Annotated in this window: 23 protein-coding genes; 5 read left to right on the forward strand and 18 right to left on the reverse strand. The window is 44.3% G+C overall.

Annotated features, from left to right (window positions below; genetic code table 11):
• The 14 genes from HW120_RS09125 to HW120_RS09190 all read right to left on the reverse strand — a co-directional run bounded on the left by HW120_RS09125 (position 1) and on the right by HW120_RS09190 (position 13,082).
• Complete coding sequence (locus HW120_RS09125) at positions 1-897, reverse strand: 3-hydroxyacyl-CoA dehydrogenase (RefSeq protein ID WP_177733398.1); 897 nt, start codon at positions 895-897, stop codon at positions 1-3.
• 242 nt (positions 898-1,139) lie between these two features.
• Positions 1,140-1,991, reverse strand: coding sequence for an aldo/keto reductase (locus HW120_RS09130; protein ID WP_177733400.1), 852 nt, complete (start codon positions 1,989-1,991; stop codon positions 1,140-1,142).
• Between the two features lie 151 nt (positions 1,992-2,142).
• The gene (locus HW120_RS09135) at positions 2,143-2,544 is read right to left on the reverse strand and encodes a DUF1634 domain-containing protein (protein ID WP_177733402.1); all 402 of its coding nucleotides are present in this window, start codon (positions 2,542-2,544) and stop codon (positions 2,143-2,145) included.
• A 20-nt stretch (positions 2,545-2,564) separates the two neighbouring features.
• Entirely contained in the window at positions 2,565-3,398 is an 834-nt protein-coding gene (locus HW120_RS09140) for a sulfite exporter TauE/SafE family protein (protein ID WP_177733404.1), read from the reverse strand.
• A gap of 167 nt (positions 3,399-3,565) precedes the next feature.
• Positions 3,566-4,207: a FadR/GntR family transcriptional regulator gene (locus tag HW120_RS09145; RefSeq protein WP_177733406.1), complete on the reverse strand. Its 642-nt coding sequence runs from the start codon at positions 4,205-4,207 to the stop codon at positions 3,566-3,568.
• An 83-nt stretch (positions 4,208-4,290) separates the two neighbouring features.
• The gene (locus HW120_RS09150) at positions 4,291-5,532 is read right to left on the reverse strand and encodes a Na+/H+ antiporter (RefSeq protein ID WP_177733408.1); all 1,242 of its coding nucleotides are present in this window, start codon (positions 5,530-5,532) and stop codon (positions 4,291-4,293) included.
• Between the two features lie 77 nt (positions 5,533-5,609).
• Positions 5,610-6,062, reverse strand: coding sequence for a hypothetical protein (locus HW120_RS09155; protein WP_177733410.1), 453 nt, complete (start codon positions 6,060-6,062; stop codon positions 5,610-5,612).
• Between the two features lie 79 nt (positions 6,063-6,141).
• On the reverse strand, positions 6,142-7,431 hold the full coding sequence (locus tag HW120_RS09160) for a hypothetical protein (RefSeq protein ID WP_177733412.1): 1,290 nt from the start codon (positions 7,429-7,431) through the stop codon (positions 6,142-6,144).
• 266 nt (positions 7,432-7,697) lie between these two features.
• On the reverse strand, positions 7,698-8,510 hold the full coding sequence (locus tag HW120_RS09165) for a helix-turn-helix domain-containing protein (protein ID WP_177733414.1): 813 nt from the start codon (positions 8,508-8,510) through the stop codon (positions 7,698-7,700).
• A gap of 219 nt (positions 8,511-8,729) precedes the next feature.
• Positions 8,730-9,749: an SDR family NAD(P)-dependent oxidoreductase gene (locus HW120_RS09170; RefSeq protein ID WP_177733416.1), complete on the reverse strand. Its 1,020-nt coding sequence runs from the start codon at positions 9,747-9,749 to the stop codon at positions 8,730-8,732.
• A 138-nt stretch (positions 9,750-9,887) separates the two neighbouring features.
• Positions 9,888-10,655, reverse strand: a complete 768-nt coding sequence (locus HW120_RS09175; RefSeq protein ID WP_177733418.1) for a methyltransferase domain-containing protein — start codon at positions 10,653-10,655, stop codon at positions 9,888-9,890.
• A gap of 316 nt (positions 10,656-10,971) precedes the next feature.
• A complete protein-coding gene (locus HW120_RS09180; RefSeq protein ID WP_177733420.1) occupies positions 10,972-11,757 on the reverse strand; it encodes an alpha/beta hydrolase in 786 nt (261 codons plus the stop codon).
• A gap of 74 nt (positions 11,758-11,831) precedes the next feature.
• Positions 11,832-12,701 (reverse strand): helix-turn-helix domain-containing protein, encoded by an 870-nt coding sequence (locus HW120_RS09185; protein WP_177733422.1) that lies wholly within the window; start codon positions 12,699-12,701, stop codon positions 11,832-11,834.
• 3 nt (positions 12,702-12,704) lie between these two features.
• A complete protein-coding gene (locus HW120_RS09190) occupies positions 12,705-13,082 on the reverse strand; it encodes a winged helix-turn-helix transcriptional regulator (protein WP_177733424.1) in 378 nt (125 codons plus the stop codon).
• A gap of 124 nt (positions 13,083-13,206) precedes the next feature.
• Between HW120_RS09190 and HW120_RS09195 the strand changes: the two genes are divergently transcribed.
• The 4 genes from HW120_RS09195 (at position 13,207) to HW120_RS09210 (ending at position 17,009) form a co-directional block, all read left to right on the forward strand.
• Positions 13,207-14,001: an SDR family oxidoreductase gene (locus HW120_RS09195; RefSeq protein WP_177733426.1), complete on the forward strand. Its 795-nt coding sequence runs from the start codon at positions 13,207-13,209 to the stop codon at positions 13,999-14,001.
• A gap of 20 nt (positions 14,002-14,021) precedes the next feature.
• Complete coding sequence (locus HW120_RS09200) at positions 14,022-14,345, forward strand: nuclear transport factor 2 family protein (RefSeq protein WP_177733428.1); 324 nt, start codon at positions 14,022-14,024, stop codon at positions 14,343-14,345.
• 257 nt (positions 14,346-14,602) lie between these two features.
• Positions 14,603-15,388 (forward strand): DUF6597 domain-containing transcriptional factor, encoded by a 786-nt coding sequence (locus HW120_RS09205; protein ID WP_218618711.1) that lies wholly within the window; start codon positions 14,603-14,605, stop codon positions 15,386-15,388.
• Between the two features lie 73 nt (positions 15,389-15,461).
• Positions 15,462-17,009, forward strand: coding sequence for an FAD-dependent monooxygenase (locus HW120_RS09210; protein ID WP_177733430.1), 1,548 nt, complete (start codon positions 15,462-15,464; stop codon positions 17,007-17,009).
• An 83-nt stretch (positions 17,010-17,092) separates the two neighbouring features.
• Here the strand turns inward: HW120_RS09210 and HW120_RS09215 are convergent, their stop codons facing one another.
• Genes HW120_RS09215 through HW120_RS09230 form a run of 4 tightly spaced genes read right to left on the reverse strand, consistent with a single transcriptional unit; the run spans position 17,093 to position 19,954 of the window.
• Complete coding sequence (locus tag HW120_RS09215; RefSeq protein ID WP_177733432.1) at positions 17,093-18,055, reverse strand: cyclase family protein; 963 nt, start codon at positions 18,053-18,055, stop codon at positions 17,093-17,095.
• 2 nt (positions 18,056-18,057) lie between these two features.
• Complete coding sequence (locus HW120_RS09220; protein WP_177733434.1) at positions 18,058-19,041, reverse strand: aldo/keto reductase; 984 nt, start codon at positions 19,039-19,041, stop codon at positions 18,058-18,060.
• A gap of 11 nt (positions 19,042-19,052) precedes the next feature.
• The gene (locus tag HW120_RS09225) at positions 19,053-19,340 is read right to left on the reverse strand and encodes a putative quinol monooxygenase (RefSeq protein ID WP_177733435.1); all 288 of its coding nucleotides are present in this window, start codon (positions 19,338-19,340) and stop codon (positions 19,053-19,055) included.
• Positions 19,337-19,954, reverse strand: a complete 618-nt coding sequence (locus HW120_RS09230) for an NAD(P)H-dependent oxidoreductase (protein WP_177733437.1) — start codon at positions 19,952-19,954, stop codon at positions 19,337-19,339. The genes HW120_RS09225 and HW120_RS09230 overlap by 4 nt, the downstream gene beginning before the upstream one ends.
• Before the next feature lie 100 nt (positions 19,955-20,054).
• Between HW120_RS09230 and HW120_RS09235 the strand changes: the two genes are divergently transcribed.
• Positions 20,055-20,951 carry a LysR family transcriptional regulator gene (locus tag HW120_RS09235; protein ID WP_177733439.1) on the forward strand — a complete coding sequence of 299 codons (897 nt, stop codon included), beginning with the start codon at positions 20,055-20,057 and terminating at the stop codon, positions 20,949-20,951.
• Positions 20,952-21,035 lie beyond the last annotated feature (84 nt).

The following is a 21,035-nucleotide window of genomic DNA, read 5'->3' on the forward strand; positions in this document are numbered from 1 at the left end:
TTATTTTAAAAAATCAGGATCCTCATAGGCCGGATTCGGATATTTATAAAACCCTTCTCCGGAAACAACACCCAGTTTTCCGGTATCTATAAAATGTTTTTTCAGGTATTCGGTTACCTTTATCTGGCCGGGATCTTTGGAAGCCGTGGCCGCAATTTTATTAATGTTGTATGCGGTGGTGATACCCACGACATCCAGTATACCAAAAGGACCTACCGGAGCTCCGGTGGCAACCATCCAGGTTTTGTCGACCGTTTCTACATCGGCAACACCTCGTACCAGTAGATCAAGACCGGCACCCAATAAAGGAACCAGCAGGGAATTTACGATATAGCCCGGCTGTTCTTTGTGGAGCGGTAAAGCAACCATTCCGATGGTTTTGGTAAAAGCAACCACTGTGTCAAAAATGGCAGCGTCGGTACCCGGATGCCCCATAATTTCGGCTGTGTTGTGTTTCCATATTTCATTGGCAAAATGCAATGCCAGGAATTTTTCCGGTCTTCCGGTAGCGCCGGCAAAATGACTCGGCAGGAGCGTGGAAGAATTGGACGCAAAAATGGTCTTTTCCGGAGCCACGGCAGCCAGCTTTTTATAGAAATCCGTTTTGATGGCCGGATTTTCAGGAACGGCTTCGATCAATAGATCGGCATCTTTTACCGCTGCTGCCAGATCGGTATAATAACTTAAATTTTGTATTGCTTTTTCAACCTGTTCCGGAGTGGCGTTCAGATCAGCCTGATAGGCCGTTCCCAGTTTTTGAAAAGCAGTTTTTGCTTTTTCTAATATAGCGTCATTAATATCATAAACCTTTACGGTATATCCGTGAAAAGCCGTTTGAAAAGCAATTTGCGCTCCCAAAACACCGCTTCCGGCTACTGTTACAATTTTAATATTCATTTCTTTTATATTTTGAATTAATCGGTTGTTGCTATAAGTATGATTTGTCCTGTTAGCGGGCAATCCTAAAACGGTTAAGCCGAAACAGGTATTCCGGCTAAGGCTAAAGTTACCAAAAATCGGAATGGAAATCCTGTAAAACCATTATAATTATCAATCTTATGACTTTTGAATAATGATCAAAAAACAAAAAGGATAATCTTCATTATCCTTTTCTGACGGGCATGATGCCGTTATTTATTTTAGAAGTCCACATCGTCCGGATACAAGCCGGATCCGCCAATGTAGGGTAAAGCATTGATGGCTTCCATGTCTGCATCGGTAATCGTAAATCCGTAAACATCCAGGTTTTGCTGGATTCTTTCCGGAGTGATGGATTTTGGCAGCGGTAAAGTTCCGTTTTGCAGGCACCATCTGATGCATAATTGGGCAACGGATACCTGATAACGGGCAGCAATTTCCATTAAAACAGCATTGGTCAGCATTTTTCCGGTTCCTAACGGCGACCAGGCTTCAATCAGTATATTTTCTTTTTGGCACAGGGCAACGATTTCTGGCTGAAGGTAACCCGGATGGTATTCGATCTGGTTGATAACCGGTTTCACTTTGGCATTTGCCAGTAAGGCTTCCAAATGGTGCACTAAAAAGTTGCTGACCCCGATAGCCTTAATTTTTCCATCTTCGTATAATTTTTCAAAAGCACGCCAGGTATCGGCATTTTTCTGCTGCCAGTCTGCAAATTGTTTTTCGGTAGCCGGCCAGTGGATCAGGTATAGATCCAGGTAATCGGTTTGCAGGTCTTTCAGGGTTTTGTCAAAGGCTTTTAGCGTACTGTCATAACCTCTTTCGGAATTCCATAATTTGCTGGTAATGAATAATTCCTTTCGGGAAATACCGGATTCGGCAATCGCCTGTCCGATACTTTTTTCATTTCCGTAAATCGCTGCGGTATCAATATGGCGATACCCGTTTTCCAATGCCGATTTAACGGCCAGAACAGCTGTTGCTCCGTCGGGCGTTTGCCAGGTTCCAAATCCGATTTCCGGAATTTCAACGCCGTTATTTAAGGTATAATTTTTAATGGAATGGGACATAGTGTATATGGTTTTATTAAAAAAATGAATGTTGGTAATGGTTTATAGTGTAAGAGTTACGCCATAAAGTATATAACCAAAGTTATCCATTTTTGAAGGGATGTACGTTAAATTTTTGTTGTATTTCCGGTTTTTCCGGAATGATTTCCGGTTAAACTTTCAGACCGCCAAAAATACTGGTCATCAGGATGCACAGAACAATAAGGGTGATACCGATGTACAGTTTGTCTTTTTCCAGTATAAAGGCGAACAGGGAAAACAACACCCGCAAAATAGGCGTGGCAATCAATGCGAGTACGCCAAACTGTATGATCTCGTTTGGATTTAAGGTTAAAACACCGTTTAAAATACCTTTAAAAGTGGTGTATTCTGCACCTTCACCGGTGAAAATACCATACTGCGGAACCGGGTTGCTGCCGTGTTCCGTTAAATAGGCAATACCGCCGATAAGCGCTAAAATACAGGCGGTGATCACGCCATAGCGCAATAACTGACCAACCAATTGTTCTACATCGGTGTCGTTCCACAAATTTTTTGAAAGTAGCTTTTTCATAAGTTGTAAATAGCGATTCGTTAGAATTGATGTTGGTAACCGTTGTAAATCATTTCAATGGCCACAAAAGTAATGGCGATACAGAAAATGATGCGCAGCACTTTAGGATCCATTCGGGTCAATAATTTTGAGCCGGTAAAAGCACCGCCTAAAACACCTATAATTACCGGGAAAGCAATGCCCGGATCGATATAGCCTCTTTGGAGGTAAACCACTGCACTGGCGGCAGCGGTAACCCCGATCATAAAGTTACTGGTGGTGGTACTCACCTTAAAAGGAATGCGCATGGTGGTATCCATTGCCAGCACCTTTAAGGCTCCGGAACCGATTCCCAACAAACCGGATAGCACACCGGCCACTGTCATAATAGAGAAACCGGCACCTACATTTTTTAATTTATAGGCCACTTCACCCTGACTGGTAGGATAGGTGCTGTTTAGCTTTAAGGCATAGGAAAGCCTGCTGCCTTCGGTTAAAGCCACCTGGTTTTTCTTCCGTAAGGTCATTACTGCCGAAAAAATAAGGACAATACCAAACAGTATTGCAATGGTATTGGTAGGCGTATAAACCGCAATGAGGGCACCAATCACGGCTCCGATGGTCGTGGCTATTTCCAGGAACATGCCCAGGCGGATATTGGTGATTCCTTCTTTTACATAGGCACTGGCCGAACCGGAAGAGGTTGCTATTGATGCCAGTAAAGCAGCACCGATGGCATAACGGATGTCAACGCCAAAACCAAGGGTTAGCAGCGGAATGACAACAACGCCGCCGCCCAAACCGGTCAGCGAACCTAATAAACCCGCCAGATAAGCACCTACTAACAGGATAAGGGTAAAGGTAAGTATGGTCATAAAATTCAATATTGAGGGTTACGGTATCATACGGAATATGCAATCGTTTTATACGCGTATTCCGTATGCTTTTTTTACATCGTTTTAAATTTCAATACAAACGTACGCTCTTTTTTTTAAACATCAGATGTTTTGATGTTTTTTGGAAAAAAATTAACACGGAAATATTAGTAATTGCGCTCCAGTATTTTCCTTAATACCTGTAAGGCGGTATTGGCTTTTTTCTTTTTTATCGCGTCCAGTAATTGTTCGTGCAGGTAATGGTTTATCGCAAATTTACTGGTGCCGTTAGTTTCACGGGCATTAAAGAAATTGCGCAGTACTACCGTAAAACCATAGTATAGTTCGGCCAAAACCTTATTTCCGGAAGCAAAAGCAATGGCCATGTGGAAATCAATATCGGCATCGGCACATTCCTGTGGATTTTCGGCAAGTATGGCTGCTTTACGCCGCTCTAAACATTTTTCGATTGCTTCGAGCTGTTCTTTAGTATGGTTAACACTTGCCAGTTTTATGATCTCTTCTTCAAGTAGCCTCCGGACGGCGTTAATTTCATCAAAATCGGCATGCTGAAGGCGCTGCTCCATGTTTAGTTCCCTGTAGTCGCTGTTAACGGTAGTGCCGGAACCCTGCTGAACTTTCAGTATACCGGAAATCGCCAGTGTTTTGATAGCTTCCCGTATGGTTGATCTTCCAACGCCGTATTGCTGCATCAGTTCCGGTTCTGCAGGAATTTTTTCGCCGGGTTTATACTTTCCGCCGGCAATATCTTCCTTGATCTGGTTGACTATTTTGGTATACAGTTTCATAACAGTTCTAATTTATTACAAACATAAGATGTTTCGTTTAAAAACCGGCTTTAATTGTGATGCCGATTTTACAAAAGGCAAGCTTACTGTTTTAATTTTTTTACAACCCAGGGTAATGTGAGCCCTTGACCCAGCAGTGTAAAAAGAACCACTACCACAGCAATAAATATAATATCGTGGCGTAACGGGAAAGGCGTACCGTCTTTTAGAGTGGCCGGCAAACCTATTGCTATGGCAAGCGATACGATACCCCGCATACCGGACCAGCTGATAATTAAACTGTTTGAAAAGTCCAGTAAAGCATCTTCGGGTATTTTTCGCTTTTTACTTTGAAATGCACGCTGTAGATTTATTTTCTGTAAAAACACTCTTGCCATTCGCAGTCCCAGGGCTACAACCGTGATCAGAAAGGCATAACCAATGTAGGGAAGGATCTGGTGCTCTTCTATGTTTTTCAGGACATACGGAAATTCCAGGCCAATCAGGATAAAGATCAGTCCGTTGAGCAGGAAAACAATAATATCCCAGATGGTCCGGGATTGCTGTTTCAGGTTTTCCGGGAATATTTTCCGGCTGATGCGGGAAATGCTCAAACCAATGGTAACTACCGCAATAACACCGGAAACACCAATTTCTTCGGCAACAAGGTAAGTGACAAAAGGCATTAAAATGATAAAGCTGATCGTCACTAAAATATCGTGATGCACCAGCCGGAGTATATAGGTGAGTATTTTCCCCAGGACGATACCTACCAGCAAACCACCGGCCATGAGTACTAAAAATTCCAGGGACGCTTTCCACCAGATAAAGGCCGATCCGGTAACGGCAGCCACGGCAAACCGGTAAGCAACCAGAGCGGAGGCATCGTTTACCAGGCTTTCTCCTTCCAATATGGTAATTGATTTATGGGACAACCCGAGTCCTTTGGTAATGCCAATGGCCGCAACGGCATCTGTAGCAGACAGTATGGCACCCAATACAAAAGATAACGGCCAGCTCATACCATCTATTAAATAATGTGCAGTGACCGCGATACCGGTAGTAGTCAGGAAAACCAAACCGATAGACAAGGTTCCGATGGTATTGATATGGGTTTTAAAGTCTTTAAAGGAGATATTAAAAGCGGCATCATACAATAAAGGCGGTAAGAAAAGCAGAAATACTACTTTGGGGCTAAGCTCAATATTGGGCATGGAAGGAATAAAGCCAATACCGATTCCGGCTGTTATTAGCAGTATCGGGTAAGGTAGTTTAATTTTATCGGCTATAGCGGTAAGCGCAATCATAATAGCCATTATGAATATAACCACACTGTAGTTTTCCATTAAAGTATTTTTTGACTATAAATAATGTTTCGATATTTACCCGCAAGGAGCTATGTAAAAATAGAGAATCTGTTTTATCAATAGTATAATTTGTCATAAAAATTATGGCCTCCTAATGAAATATTCAGCCCGATGGTAAATCCTTTTATGCCGCTGTGATTGTCGCCCAGATTCCAGCTATAACCACTGTGCAACGAAATCGCATTGAACATTTGTAGTCCGATATTGGGATTGATGTGTTGGGGAGATACCTGTAGTTTACCGTAGAAAAACATACGCCTGTATGCAAGGCTGCCCTCCGGAATTACATCGGGATAACCGGATCTGTTAAACAGATACCGTATGCCCAAACCTGCTGTTAAACCGGTTGAATTGCGTTCATCCTGGGCAAATATCTTGGTTTCGGTACCCAGACTAAGGCTGTGACGGCCCAGGTATTGGTAACCGACACTGATGGCTGAATTTTCGATTAATTGCGCCTTTGCTGTCATACAAATGAGGCATACAAAAAGGTATAGTAAGTGTTTCATGGTTGCGAAATTTAAAGTGAACATTGGTTTAATAATTATTGTGCTATGTTATTAATAAAAAACATCATTTTAATACATATTATAAGCTGCCTGAAAAGCCCGGAAACAGTTTTGGAAAATACACAAGCAGCCGGGCAATTCCCCATATTAAGATTGCCATACCCAGAATGCCCAGTGCTTTTTTGTTTTTCCAGCTCCAGCCAAACAGTACCGGAACTTCCCAGTATTTGATCAGTACATAAAAGAAGATACCGCAAAGCCCGGACCAGGTGAGTGTGGCAACATGTGATTTTTCGCCTGCAATCACGCAGGCACACAGGTAGACGACGGTGAACAGCTGTATTCCGATATAATTCTTATAGCTTTTATCCGAAAAGGATTCGTTTAGGGAGACATATAGTAAAAGCAGGATCAGCAACAAACTAAGCACCAGCAATGGCGCTGTGAATGCTGCCGGCAAAAACAGCAGCACCAGCCATAACGGCATTAGGAGTACAATACAGGAAGCCGGGATCTTTTTTGAATGGGACAAAGTATCCGGAAAAGGGAATAATAACCGCCAGGCTTTAGGCAGCAGCCTGTGTACGGGAGGAAGCAGGTATAAGGTGATTAAGACAGACACGGTTATTTCAAACGGATACCAGGGATCTTTGGTCTGGTAGATTACCCGGATCATCGCCAATATTGTTATCACTGCGGGCAGCGTTATTTGTACCAGTACTTCTTTTGGAGTCAGCTCTTTATAGGTAAAAGAAAAGGAAGTGATTTTATAGAAAGGCTTCCCGGTTGCAAACGAGGTCAGCAGTACCCAGAATACAGCCAGGCCGAGGTGTATTGTGACGGTACGAAGGACAACATCCTTTAGCTCCGGACCGAAATATAGCGCTGCCACAGCCAGCAGCAGCAGTTCAAACCGGAGTATTTTTGGCGAAAAAAGCAAGCGGAAGAACGGGGTTAAATATTGGAGAATCCGTTCATAGATGTGATGCCAGAAACGTTTGAGCAGCATCAGCAGGGCAAAGGTTGCTATTAAAGCGGCTGCAGCCGATAAAAGCCGTGCCGCAGTGAACAATCCGGTTAAGGCTTGCAGGCGTGATGTTTTTTTGACGGTATAGGCCAATTGCGCATTCTCTAATAAATCCGAAGCGATCAGGGCGGCCTGCTGTTTGGTTAATGGTGCCAGTCCGGTTTGGTGTGCTATCCAGAAAGCGTCAGCAGTTGCAGTATTACCGTAGGTTTTTAACGTACCATATTGGTAAAGGATGGTTTTCTGGTTGTTGGATAATCCGGACATTATTTTGGCCAACTCATAATCTGTTACCGGTGTGGCCGTCGGAAGCAGGAAAAAGAAAAGCAAGAATTTAAGCATGGAATACATTTAGATTAACACTATTTTTTTGTAACTCCGGGGGCTTTTTATTCGGTAATATTTATTGGCATTACTGCGCATTATAAGGGCAGGCTTATTCTGACCTTTGAACAACATTTCGGGTATAAGCATTCGTTTGCAACATTACATTTCTGTATCGTACCAAACGTCCTTATGTATTAAGGGGAGATGGGAACCATCCGGCAAAACGGTACCGGGTAGCGGAATATAAATTTAGGGCTATTTTTTTAATTTAAAAAATAAAATTACCCTTTTGCCGGCAGCATGGTGGGAGTGTAGCCGAAATGTTTTTTAAACGCATAGGAAAAATGCGAGATATCTTCAAAACCCACTTCCAGGTAAATTTCGGTGGTTTTTTTGTGCTTTTCGGCAAGGTAATAATGTGCCAGTTCCAGCCGCTTTTGTAGCAGCCAGCGCTGTGGAGTGGCGTGAAACAATTTCCGGAAATCCCTGTTGAAGGTTGCCAGGCTTCTTCCGGTGAGGTAGGCAAATTTTTCTAAAGACATGTTGAACATAAAATTACGTTCCATAAACGTCATCAGATCCATTTTTCCGGGTTCTCCGAAATTTGCCAGAACCTGGTCCACATCCGTATCGATTTCCCGCAAAATGCTCAGCGCCTCCGTAATTTTCAGCCTGGCAAGATGTTCGGGAAAAACACCTTCCATGTCAAAATAAGGAATTAAGGAAGCCAGACAGCTTTCCAGTAAAGGATGGTCTTTGAAATGAAAGATCTTTTGGGATGTACTGCTCTGCTGTTTAACGGCAATACCGGAGTAGAATTCTTGCAGCCTTTCTGTAGCCAGGTGCATCACCACTGTTTTATGTGGTAATCCGTGCTTGGGGTAATTGATCACCGTAGCCAGGCAGTTTCGCGGAATCAGGAAAATATCACCGGCACCGAAACAATAGGTCTTGTCGGCCTGTATGATCCTTGTTTCGCCGGAAATAAACCAGACGAGCATGTGGTAATCGAAAAGCAGTTCGGATTTAAAAAGCTTATCCTCATAACAGGAGAGTTTGATGTCCGGAGTGATGTATTTTGCCTGGTATTCCATCGGGTATAGGGTATTGCTGCAGCAAGCTGTTCTATTCCTGTAAAAATAAACAATATCCGTGCTTTTACGCCGGATCGGGTTGTTTTTTGATCGTAGTTGTATTGGAACGGAAAAGTTTGCTAAAAAAAACTGTCTTTGGAAGGTATGCGGATAGCTGCCAAAGACAGTGGGATTAATATTTCGATTATAGCCTTGTTAAAGGAAAAAAAAGACTGCTGATTAATTGGTTTTAAACGATATACCGGTTAGTTTTTCGCTTAATGTCCAAAGCTGTTTTGCATGGTTTTCATCCAGTGAATACAGCTGTACTCCGTATATGGTGGACGGCTCATCATAACGGTGCTCGATTTGTCCTGTATCCAGTTCGGCAATATCCGAATCTTCACAGTAAACACCGCCAATATGGTTTAGGGCTGCACTTGTAGCGCACCAAACGGTGGTAGCGGCACCTTGTGGAATGGTTTTTAACCGGGCAGCAACTTCCGGTTTGATGTTGCCTTCAGCATCATGCGTACCCAGTTGCTTGAATAGTTCGATCGGTTCTTCCCTGCCCAGATCGGTACCATATACCGAACCCGGATGCAGTGCATAAGCCCGTATATTAAAGGCTTTACCTCTGTTGTCCAATTCTAAAGCAAACAGGTTACAAGCTGTTTTTGATTGTCCGTAGCCTGATAAGGTCTGGTATTCCCGACGTTCAAAATTAGGGTCTTCAAAGTCAAATGGTGCCATTTGGTGGCCAAAGGACGAAACATTCAGTACTCTTGCGCCGTTGGCTTTTTTTAGCAGCGGCCATAACCTGGCCGTCAGGTGGAACTGACCCAGATAATTCGTAGCCAGCTGGGATTCGATGCCAAGGCTGTTGCGGCGTAAAGGCACCCACATAATACCGGCATTGTTGATCAGTAAATGAATTGGTCTTCCGGTTGCCAGGAATTTTTGGGCAAAAGCTTCAATGGATTCGGGTTCCATTAAATCGATGGTTTCCAGTTCGATATTCGTAATGCTCTGAAGGTTCTTTTTAGCCTTTTCCACATCTCTTACCAGCACGATAACCGTAGCGCCAGCGGCTACAAGTGTTTTGGTTGTTTCTAATCCGATACCCGTATGGCCGCCGGTAATGATGGCTGTTTTTCCGGTAAGATCGATTCCTTTAATGACATCCTGTGCAGTGGATGCCGCATTAAATCCAGAACCTGTAGGTTTCTGTAATGCTCCCTGATAATTGTTTTGTTCCATTTTGTATGATTTGATACTGCAAAATTAGAACGGGATTCTCTTTTGTATTTTGTTGAGCGTATCATTTTACTTTGTTGTAACTATCAAAATGGATTGGTAATGCTTTGAAATAGCCTGTTTTATGGAAGTCTACAGGGATTATCTTTTGATGCCATACATCAGGATTCGTTTAAACGCATATATTGCAGGCAGTTTAGGGAAATTCCGGGCTATCCTTTCTTTAAAAGCTTCTATAAAATATTCCTGCTGTTCCTTGTCCAGACGTTCCATATAAGGAACCAGCGATGTTCCGGAGATAAAGTTGTACAGCGTGTCGTGATCAGCGGCAATGATGGGGTATACTTTCTGAAACAGCTGGATGTCTTTCATACCATTATCAAACAAAAGCTGTGCATAGCTGTCTAAAGACAATACCGGAGAATCTCTTTTATAACCGTTGAGGTAAGTTGCAAAAGGCTGCTCTTCGATGAGTTCAAATAAAATTTTATTCAGCACGTTCTCTTTCTGAACCGGCATCTGCACGGCAAATTGTCCGCCGGGATGCAACAGCGAGAGCATTTTCGGGAATAAGGTTTCATGATCGGGCGACCATTGCAAAGCGGCATTGCTGAAAATCAGATCCCATTTCTGGCCGGAACCGGTAATGGCTTCGGTTGTTGCCAGTTGGAACTGCAAACGTTCGTTTTCAAAAGCTTTGGATTTGGCTAACATTTCCGGTGAGGCATCCACACCGGTAAAATGGGCTCCGGGAAATTTTTGGGTCAATATGGCTGTCTGCTCTCCTGTACCGCAGCCTAGATCGATTGCCTGAAACGATTCTTCAGGTGTAATCAAGGCGGCTAAATCATAAAAAGGACGGTAACGGACGTCTTTAAACTGGTCGTATAATTCGGGATTCCAGGGCATATCAATAGCGTTTTAAGCACCTCTTTAGAAACAGAGGACAGTTGAACAATCATTTATTAGTAGTTATTGCATACGCAATATAACGAATATGTAAACATAAAACGTTGTTCAGAATGGCAATCCATAGTATTACTAAAGAATATTGAGGGTTTTAAAATGTTGCTAATTAGTGTGATGAGGTAGCCGCCGCAAAAAAATGGATATGAGGAACAAAGTACGATCCTGTAAAAACAATAGGGATAGTATAAATCAGATTCCGGGTATACAAAAAAAACACTCCGGGATTTGCGGAGTGTTTTTATAATTAGGATAAGACTTATTTTATTTCTTTTGAAGCTTTGATGATCACGTCGGCCACTTCCTGCGGATGTGAGATAAACACAGCGTGACTGCCTTTGATCTCGGTTATTTTAGCCTTAGCCTTTTGATACATTTTACGTTGAATGGAAGGCAGGATTGCTTCGTCCTGAGTAGCCACGATACCATAGGAAGGTTTTGTTTTCCAAGGGGCTCTGGTCACTTTTGCGGCTAATGCAGCGGCGGCAAAACGGCCTTGTGAAGCATACATAAAGTCTGCCAGTTCTTTCGGAACATCGGCACAGAATCCTTCATGGAATTTGGCTTTGTCATAATACAGTATTCCTTTTTCATCGGCTGGTAAAATACCGTTTTTGGGAGAACCGGGTTCTGTTTTGGCCCAATCCAAAGCCGATTCGCCTTTATCTAACTGGAAAGCGGCAAGGTAAACCAAAGCCGCAACTTTAGGATGATCGCCCGCTTCGGTAATTACGCTTCCGCCATATGAATGGCCCACTAAAATTGCCGGACCGTCCTGTCTGTCCAAAGCTGCTGTGGTCGCATCTGCATCGGCTGCCAGGGAACTTAAAGGGTTTTGCACTACAGTAACGTTATAGCCCTTTTTGGTCAGGATATCGTATAAACCTCTGTAGCCGGAACCGTCTACAAATGCCCCGTGTACCAGGACTACATTTTTAATTGTTTTTGACGATTGTGCTAAGGCTGTGGTTACATTTCCGAGAATACCGGATAATACTAACAGGCAGGTCAGGATCTTGATTTTTGACAGGGATGCTACTTTCATATCTTTTAATGTTTAGATTATTAACAGGGCAAAGATATTTCGGTTGGAAAGCTTAAAAAATGTGTAAAAGTTGATTATAATTGTATATTTTTCCCTGAAAGGTATTTTTTCTTAAAATTGGAAGGTGTGTCACCCGTTTTGTTCAAAAACAGGCGGTTAAAATATGCCGGATCTTCATAACCCAGTTTGTACGCGATTTCCTTTACGCTATATGGAGAATAACACAACAGTCGTTTTGCTTCCAGTATGATCCGGTCCTTAATAATATCATTCGGGGCTGCCAGATCCAGGCGGTTAAAACGGGCGGAGATTGTTTTGGGAGCCAGGCCTAAAAGATCGGCATAATCTGCCACGGTATGTTTGTCTTTAAAATGTATTTCCACCAGGCGGCTAAAGTCCCTGAAAAAATCGATTTCTTTGGCGGGTTCCTCATTTAGTCTGCCAAGCTGCTGTTTTTTCCATATCCTGGTGGCTCTGATGATGAGCTGTTTCAGATAGGTTCTGAGCATTTCTTCCTGCGACGATTCCTTTATGGTAAGCTCGTCTATCAGTTGCGTATAGACATGATCAATCATAGCCGCTTCTCCTTCCGATAAGCGGGTCATTGGCATGTTATAGATGTTGTTGAACAGTATTCCGTCGCAGGCCACTTCGGCATCATGGATCTGTATGCAGTAAAAATCACGGTTATAGTAAATAAAGTGTGCTTCCTCGCTGCCGGTTTCCAGTATTTGAATGTATTGGTTGTTGCTCACAAAAAACAAAGTGGGCTCTTCCGTGGTATAGTCGTTAAAATCAATGGTCAGTTTATAACCTTTAGGAAGATACAATACCTGTATGTACATTTTATACAGACCGGCATTGATATTGTGCAGCACAGCGTCATCTATTCTGACATAGCCGAACATTTTATAATTGGATTCAAAGTAGTTGGAAAGCGCCATTTTTTAGGATTTTAAATTTCGGATGTCTTCAAGTCTTTTCAGGATCACGGTTCTTAAGCGCTCCTCATTTTGATCGCCCCATTGCCCTAAAACGGAAATAACAGGGATTAAGGTTGCACCAAATGCGGTTAAGCGGTATTCGACCTTGGGTGGTACAACGGGATAAATTTCCTTGACAATCAATTCATGTTCTTCCAGTTCCTTAAGCTGCATATTCAAAACCCTTCTGGAGGCATCGGGAATTTTGCGTTGCAGTTCGCTGGGCCGCAGGTATCCTTCATTGATAAACCAGAGCAAACGGATTTTCCACCGGCCGTACAGGACTTCTCCAATCAGGTCCAGGCCGCAGTTCAGGTTCGGAATAATTTTTCTTTCGTACATAATACAAATTTAACCCGATGTTTCAAAATGTACAATAGGGGATTAATTTATCCCTATGGGAATCGTTTTTCCGTACTTGTACAGCTTGATCATACGCCCCAAATTTGCAATAAAAAAGAACACCATGGAACAGGAATTTAATTTTAATAATGAATTGTCGGGCAAGATCGCATTGGTTACCGGCGGAACAAAAGGAGCCGGAAAAGCGATTGCCGACCGATTACTGAAAGCCGGGGCAACCGTTATTATCACAGCGCGGAATGCTCCTGAAAAGGAAGACGGACGGCTGCACTTTATCGCTGCCGACCTGAGCAAGCCCGAAGGAACGCAGGCTGTAGTGACTGGGGTACTGTCGCAGTTTGGGCGGCTTGATATTCTGATTAACAATCTGGGCGGTTCGGAAACACCCGGAGGCGGTTTTGCCGCACTTACCGATAATGACTGGGAGGCAACGATCCAGACGAATTTACTGGCGCCTGTTCGTTTAGACAGGGGAATATTACCGCAGATGATTGCCAGAGGAAGCGGCGTGATCATTCATATTGCTTCGATACAGGGAAGGCTGCCGTTATTTGATGCTACCTTACCGTATGCGGCAGCTAAAGCCGGACTGATCAATTACAGCAAAAGCCTGTCCAATGAAGTGTCGTCCAAAGGGGTTCGTGTGCTGACCGTTTCCCCGGGCTGGATCATGACCACAGCGGCAACAAGAATGATGGAACGGATAGCCGAAAGTTCGAACAGTACAGTCGGGCAGGCAACGCAAAGCGTTATGGATGCTTTGGGCGGTATCCCGATTGGCAGACCGGCACAACCGGAAGAAATTGCAGAGTTAGTGGGCTTTTTAGTATCGCCGAGAGCACACTATTTAACAGGAACCGAGTATGTGATTGACGGAGGAACGATCCCTACCATTTAATAACCATAAAAGAGAACCGGATGAATTTACCCGATAGTATAGCGGCATTAATAGCTGCACAGGACAATTATGACGCGGCTGCTTATGCCGCCTGTTTTACCGAAACGGCCGTCATTATTGATGAAGGCAATACCTACAATGGGCGAAGTGAAATTGCCCAATGGATTGCGAAAGCAAACGAAGATTATAAAACCGTAATGACACCGCTTAAATATACCGAAAGCGGTACTTTTGGTGTGCTGACAGCCGAAATTTCAGGCACATTTGCCGGCAGCCCTATAATTTTAAAGTATTATTTTGAACAAGCTGCCGGGCTTATTCAGTCGTTGAAAATAACTGGTTAGTCTAAAGCTGGGTTATTGCCCATAAAAAGGACTGGCGGGAACAATTCCCGTTAGTCCTTTTGTTCATTCTTTAAAATAATTGCTTAGTTTTGAATAGGATTGTTTCCTTGTTTAATCAGTTGGTCTAAGGCTTTTTAGACGATAGAACAATTTTTTAATGAATCTGTAAACGTATTCCGGCCTGTTCCGGAAGACACGCTGAAATACGGTAGTTTTTCGTTTATATATTCCATAACCCAAACAGGCTATCTTTCAACATGCTGCACCAGGAATTTGAACCACCGGAGGAACTGCGGGATATCATAAAATGTTTTTGGTATACCCAAATAGACTTTGGCGGACTGCAATCAGATTTTGAGGTAATGCCCGATGGCTATGCCGAAATAATTTTTCATTTCGGAAGTCCCTGCAGCATTTCTTCTGAGGGAAACCTGCAGCCGTTGCCATCACCGTTTATTATGGGGCTGCTCAATCAGCCGGTTATTCTAAACACAAAAGACCGCCTGGAAATCATTGGTATCCGTTGTTTTCCCTGGACAGTGTTTGACTTACTCGGACTGCCGTCCGGTAACACAGCAGTGTACCTGTTTGAACATCCAGTCGCCCGGCTTCAGTCGGAATTACATCCGTTTATCGATGCCGGCAGGATTGATGAAGCGGTGACCCGGGTAAAACAGTATTTTTTGGAGGCACGGCCGCAGGTTACTGCCAACAATCTACTATCCAAAGCAGGAGTGGCGATGAGAAGTGCCAACGGGATGCTGCCGGTTAGCGAGGTAGCGGCAGCGGCTCATGCAACGGTTCGTACGCTGGAAAGGAAATTCAAACAATCGTCCGGATATACGGTTAAAGACGTGTCCGGTTTGATGCGTTTTGAACAGGTGCGAAACCACTTATGGCTTTATCCGGATTCGAATCTTGCCGGTTTGGCACACGAGTTCGGTTATACGGATCAATCCCATCTCAGCCGGGAATTCAAGCGCTACAGCGGTACGACGCCGGCGGCATTTGCCCGCAAAGCAAAAAAGGGAAACCGCCTGTAAGCCGTAATTTTGTCGTGTTTGTACAAGCCAGACACAGCAACATTCCGGAATTTTGTGCTTCAATCATATCATTATGAAAACAACAATTGAAAGCAACAATTTTGCACAGCAGCCTACGGTTTATGATGTTATCATTTCCGGCGCCGGACCGGTAGGCTTATTCCTTGCCTGTGAACTGGCTCTGGCAAAATGTTCGGTGCTGGTACTGGAAAAGGCAGCGCAGCCGCATTCGCCTTTAAAGCAGCTTCCTTTCGGGATACGCGGACTTTCGGCACCGACTATCGAAGCACTTTACCGCCGCGGACTGCTCCATGAACTGGAAATACACAAACGCGTTAAAAATCCGCATTCCCATGCCGTAGCAGGACCGCGCCGCCAGGTAGGACACTTTGCCGGTATTCCATTCCATCAAGGCAATATTGACAGCACGCAGTGGCCGTACCGGCTGTCCGGTGCAACGGAAACGAATTTGTTATCTGAAATGGAAGAGCTTGAAACGGTGTTTACCCGCCGGGCAGTAACTTTGGGAGTAACCATCAAACGCGGTTTTGCCGTAACAGATTTTTGTCAAACAGAAGCAGGCGTGACAGTCCGATCCGGAGCGCAGTCTTTTGCCGGCAAATGGCTTGTGGGTTGTGATGGCAGCCGTAGTATTGTTCGCAAGGCGGGCGGTTTTGAGTTTGCCGGTACGGAACCGGAGTTTACCGGCTATTCTGCTAAAGTTGACCTGGCCAATCCGGAAAAACTTCTTCCGGGCCGAAACGTGACTCCAACCGGGATGTACCTGCAGTCGCAGCCGGGTTTTCTGGTTATACAGGATTTTGATGGCGGGGCATTTCATAATTCGGGAGAGCCGGTCACGGCCGAACATGTTCAGGAGGTATTGCGCCGTATTTCGGACACTGATGTTACAATCACTGCCCTACATATTGCCACTACCTGGACCGACCGGGCACGGCAGGCGACAGCTTATCGTAACGGACGGATATTTTTAGCCGGTGATGCGGGGCATATTCACGCACCGTTGGGCGGTCAGGGACTTAACCTCGGGCTGGGCGACGCGATGAACCTGGGCTGGAAGCTTGCTGCGGTTATCAAAACGGCAGCTCCGGAAAGTTTACTGGATAGTTATTTTACCGAAAGGCACCCGATTGGTGCGCGTGTTTTGGATTGGTCGCGTGCGCAGGCAGCGATCATGAAACCGGATCCGGATGCCCGGGCGCTGTATGCAATTGTCCGTGATCTTATCGACACCCGCGATGGAGCTACCTATATTGCAGGACGGGTATGGGGTGTACATATGCATTACCATCTCGGTGGCAATCATCCTTTAACCGGTTACAGTGTTCCCAATTTTGAGTTGGAAGACGGTACAACAATTGGCGACTTGATGCATGACGGGAAGGGAATACTGCTTGATTTTAATAATAATGATTCCCTAAAGAGTTTAGCAAATGAATATAGCCGGCAAATCCAGTATGTTTCGGGCAGTGCAAAGGAGCAATTGGGATTGAGTGCCGTACTGGTACGTCCTGACGGGATTGTTGCCTGGACTTGTGATGCGGCACCGGATTACGGCGAACTCCAAATGGTTGCTGCCCGTTGGTTTGTTCGTAATTAAGAGATTAAAAAAGAAGGAGGCTGGTGTAGTCCTGTTTTAGCAGTGCTACACCAGCCTTCTGTATTGTAACGTTAGCCGGTAAATTAATGTATCGCAACGGGGTTTATATTAACCTGGGTGGAGCCTACATATAACGGCTGTCCCAAAACAAACAGGAATTCCCAGACTTTATCTTTCACTAATGCCCGGCTGTCTATTAATTCCAGATTGTAGATGCCGCGTTTTGCCAGCATAAACTGATTAACGGGAAATTCGTCATTGCTTTTCGGATTGGGATATACTTCCGAAGCCCAGGTGTCGCCGCCAAAAGCAACGATGCCCTGGTCGGCCAGCCATTTTGCAGCTTCCATACCGATACCCGGTTCTACTTCCAGGAATTGTTTGTTATCTTTTCCGATTAGTTCCAGCCATCCGGTGTTGAACAGCACCACATCGCCTTTACGGATCGTTAATCCCTGCTTTTTAAGTACGGCCTGAATATCGGCTACGCTAAACTCGGTACCGCCGGGTACAATGGCTTTTCCGTAATGAGCTGTCATGTCCAGAACCACCCCTCGGGTTACGATTGGCGGCACTTTTTCGATACCCAGTTTTTTGACTCCTTCAACGGTAACGAAATCGGCAGCTTTATTGCCGTTGTAATATATGTTGTCTATCCCGATATGACTGATACCGTTAAGCTGGGTTCCTACGCCGGTCCAGGCATTTACCAGTTCGTCGTTAAAACTGAATTTATTCGGACCTAATGTTTGTCCGCCCTGTTCTCCGGGCTGGATGTTATACAGGTGAAAGCTCCGGTGCCGGAAGGCGGGTAAGTTTTTGTCTACCGGAACTGCCAAAGGGTATGTTTTACCTGTTTTTACCAGTTTAACAGCCTGCATGACTACTTCGGGAGTGATCAGATTGGCGGCACCGATTTCATCGGCTGCGCCATATCCCGACGGATACCAGCTGTTGTTTGCCTGGTTCTGGGCTTGCAGCGAAAATCCGCCGGATAATGCTATCGCTGCCAGGCTTATGATTGATAAAAGATTTTTAGCTTTCATGATTACAGTTTTGAAAGTTCATCGTTAATCAGCTGCAGCTCTCCGGGCGTGATGGTAATGTTCATCGCCTGTGCGTTGGCAATTGCCTGTGCAGCGTTTCGGGCACCGGCCAATACTACGCTGATGGCCGGCTGAAGGGTTGTCCAGCGTAACACCAACTGGGAAAGTGTGGCGCCTTTGCTTTGCGCAATCGGTTCAATGGCTTCCAAAAAGGATTTTACTTTATCCAGATCAAACTGGGAGAAGTATCCGTTGCGGTGGTCATTGTCTTTCAGTTTACTTTCTTTAAAGTATTTACCGGTTAACAGGCCTCTTTCCATCGGGCTGTATACGATAATCCCGGTATTGGTTTCTAAAGAGTAGGGTACTAAATCGTTTTCGATGGCACGGTTAAGCATGCTGTAGGAAACCTGGTTGCTTGCTAATTTCAGGGTGCCGGAAGCTTCTTTTAACTGGTCTACACTATAATTGCTCACACCGGCTGTGCGGATTTTTCCCTGTTGGATCAGTAAATCCAACGCTTCCATCGTTTCGCTGATGGAGGTTGTGCTGTCCGGCCAGTGCAATTGTAACAGGTCGATATAGTCTGTTCCTAAACGTTTCAGGCTTTCTTCTACTTCTTTAATAATGTTGGCTTTTGAAGCAAATTTGTATACCGGGATTTTGGTTCCGTTTTCTTCGGCGTCAAAGAAAAATTCACCTTTTCCCTGGTTGCTGCCGTCCCAGACCAATCCGAATTTGGTTAAAAGCTGTATTTTGGAGCGGTCTTTTCCTTTAATGGCTTCGCCTATCATTTGCTCGCTTAAACCGAATCCGTAAAAAGGAGCGGTATCAATGGAGGTTACTCCGTGATCTAAGGAGGCGTGAATGGAGTCGATGGAATCTTTTTTCTCGTTGCCGCCCCACATATTACCGCCAATGGCAAAAGCGCCATGGGTAATTGCTGATAATTCCAATGCTGTATTTCCTAATTTTCTGTATTCCATATTGTGGTGTATTATAGTAATGTTGTGCGTAAAATGGTTGGCTGTTCCTGTAGTTTTTCGGCTACCAGTTCGCCAAATTCCTGAATGTAAGGCTGCTGGTTATGGGCTTCCAGTCCTTCTTTATTTTTCCATATTTCATAAAAGGAAAAAATGTTTTTGTCTTCCAGTCCCTGATGCAGGCTGTACAATTCGCAGGCTTCTTCTTTACGGGTTTCGGTGACCATGTGCTGCAATACCGCCAGCACGTCGTCCCGGTATTCGGCTTTTGCTTTAATGATGGCTGTTAAATGGATTTTCATAGTACGGCTTTTTCGTGTAATTGGGTGTTGAATACGGTTGCGAGATGTTCCCGGTAAATAGCCATGTCACGGTCTATGTCGGCATTTTTTTCCACATCATGGAAATGGAAGCTTTTTAGCGGTTGCAGACCGATAAAGGCATTCATTCTGTGAAAACCGAATAGAGGACCTTCATCGACACTATGTTCGTTAAAGAATTCTCCGGGCAGGGTAAATGCGGTTTCCGGAGCATTCCAGCTTGTGGTAAGCATATAGGATCTTCCGTGAAGCATACCGCCGGTTCCGTAATTGATTTTCGGGTTTGCTGCCGAACGGCCGTCGCTGTGGTAAATGCCTTTCTGATGTCCGGCAGTGAATACCTCATCAATGTATTTTTTAAAGCCGTTCGGTACCTGGAACCACCATATCGGGGTATGGTAGATGATGGTGTCGGCCCATACAAATTTGGCTACTTCCTCGTCCGGGTTATACCCGTTTGCGATAGTGGTCTGTTGTAGTGCTATGTTTTGCTGACCGCCGAAAAAAGTAAGTGTTTCTTCTGCTATAGTATTGTTGAACCTTCCGCCGGAATGACCGAAGTTTTGTCCTGCATTTATGATCAATATTTTTTTCATTGTATTTTGTTATTAAATGACAGGACAAAATTAAAGGGTAAATAAGTATCATAAAAATAATATGATTTATACCTTTGTATTATAATAATTATAGTTGGCTATGGTAAATCTGGAATGGTATCGTACGTTTAAAGCAATCTATCAAAGCGGAACGCTCACCGGTGCTGCGGAATCTTTGTTTATTTCCCAGCCGGGTGTCAGTCTGCATTTGAGTTCACTGGAAAGTTATGTGGGCTATAAGCTTTTTGAACGTTCCGGCAGGAAAATGGTTCCTACCGAAAGGGGAAAGATTTTGTATAACGCTGTTGCGGAAAGTCTTGCTTCATTGGAAGAAGCGGAGAAGAATTTCCAGCGTAGCACGGAAAAACATACGCCCACCATTAGTATCGGAATGTGTTTTGAAACGTTCCAGATCACACTGGAACAGTATATTTCTACGCTTCCGTTTAATGTAATTATCCGTTTTGGCGATTATCACGAAATGCTCGACAATCTGGATAAGGGTATTCTGGATTTAATTATTACGCCGCAAAAAGGGACTTCCGGTAATATTGAACATCAGGCATTTTCATCGGAGACCATTGTACTGGTAGCGGGGAAAGATATCGATGCTGTTCCTTTTCAGCAATTGACCAAACAGAAAAAATATGCCGAAGCGGAGCAATGGCTGAAAGCGCAGAAATGGTACGGTACAACAGGGGATATGGAGCATCTGTTTCGTTTCTGGCAGCTTAATTTTGGCAGTAATCCCGATTTCAGACCCAATTATATAGTACCGAATCTTAATTCGATCGTCAGATGCCTGAGCAGCGGGAAAGGACTGGCGGTTATACCGGATTTCCTGTGCAGCAAAGAAATTGAAAACGGACTGGTAAAGCTGGTCTGGAAAGGGCATAAGCAGCTGAAAAATACGCTTTATTTTGCCAACCGGAAGAATACGACCTATGCGAAGGAGATTGAGTTGATTAAGAGTCTGTTCCGGGAGGTGATGGTTTAAGTTTGAGGTATGAGGTTAGAAGTATGAGGTTAGAAGTATGAGGTTAGAAGTGTGAAGTATGAGGTATGTGTTGGTTTTTGGATG

The sequence above is a fragment of the Flavobacterium inviolabile genome (assembly GCF_013389455.1).
GTDB classification, from domain to species: domain Bacteria; phylum Bacteroidota; class Bacteroidia; order Flavobacteriales; family Flavobacteriaceae; genus Flavobacterium; species Flavobacterium inviolabile.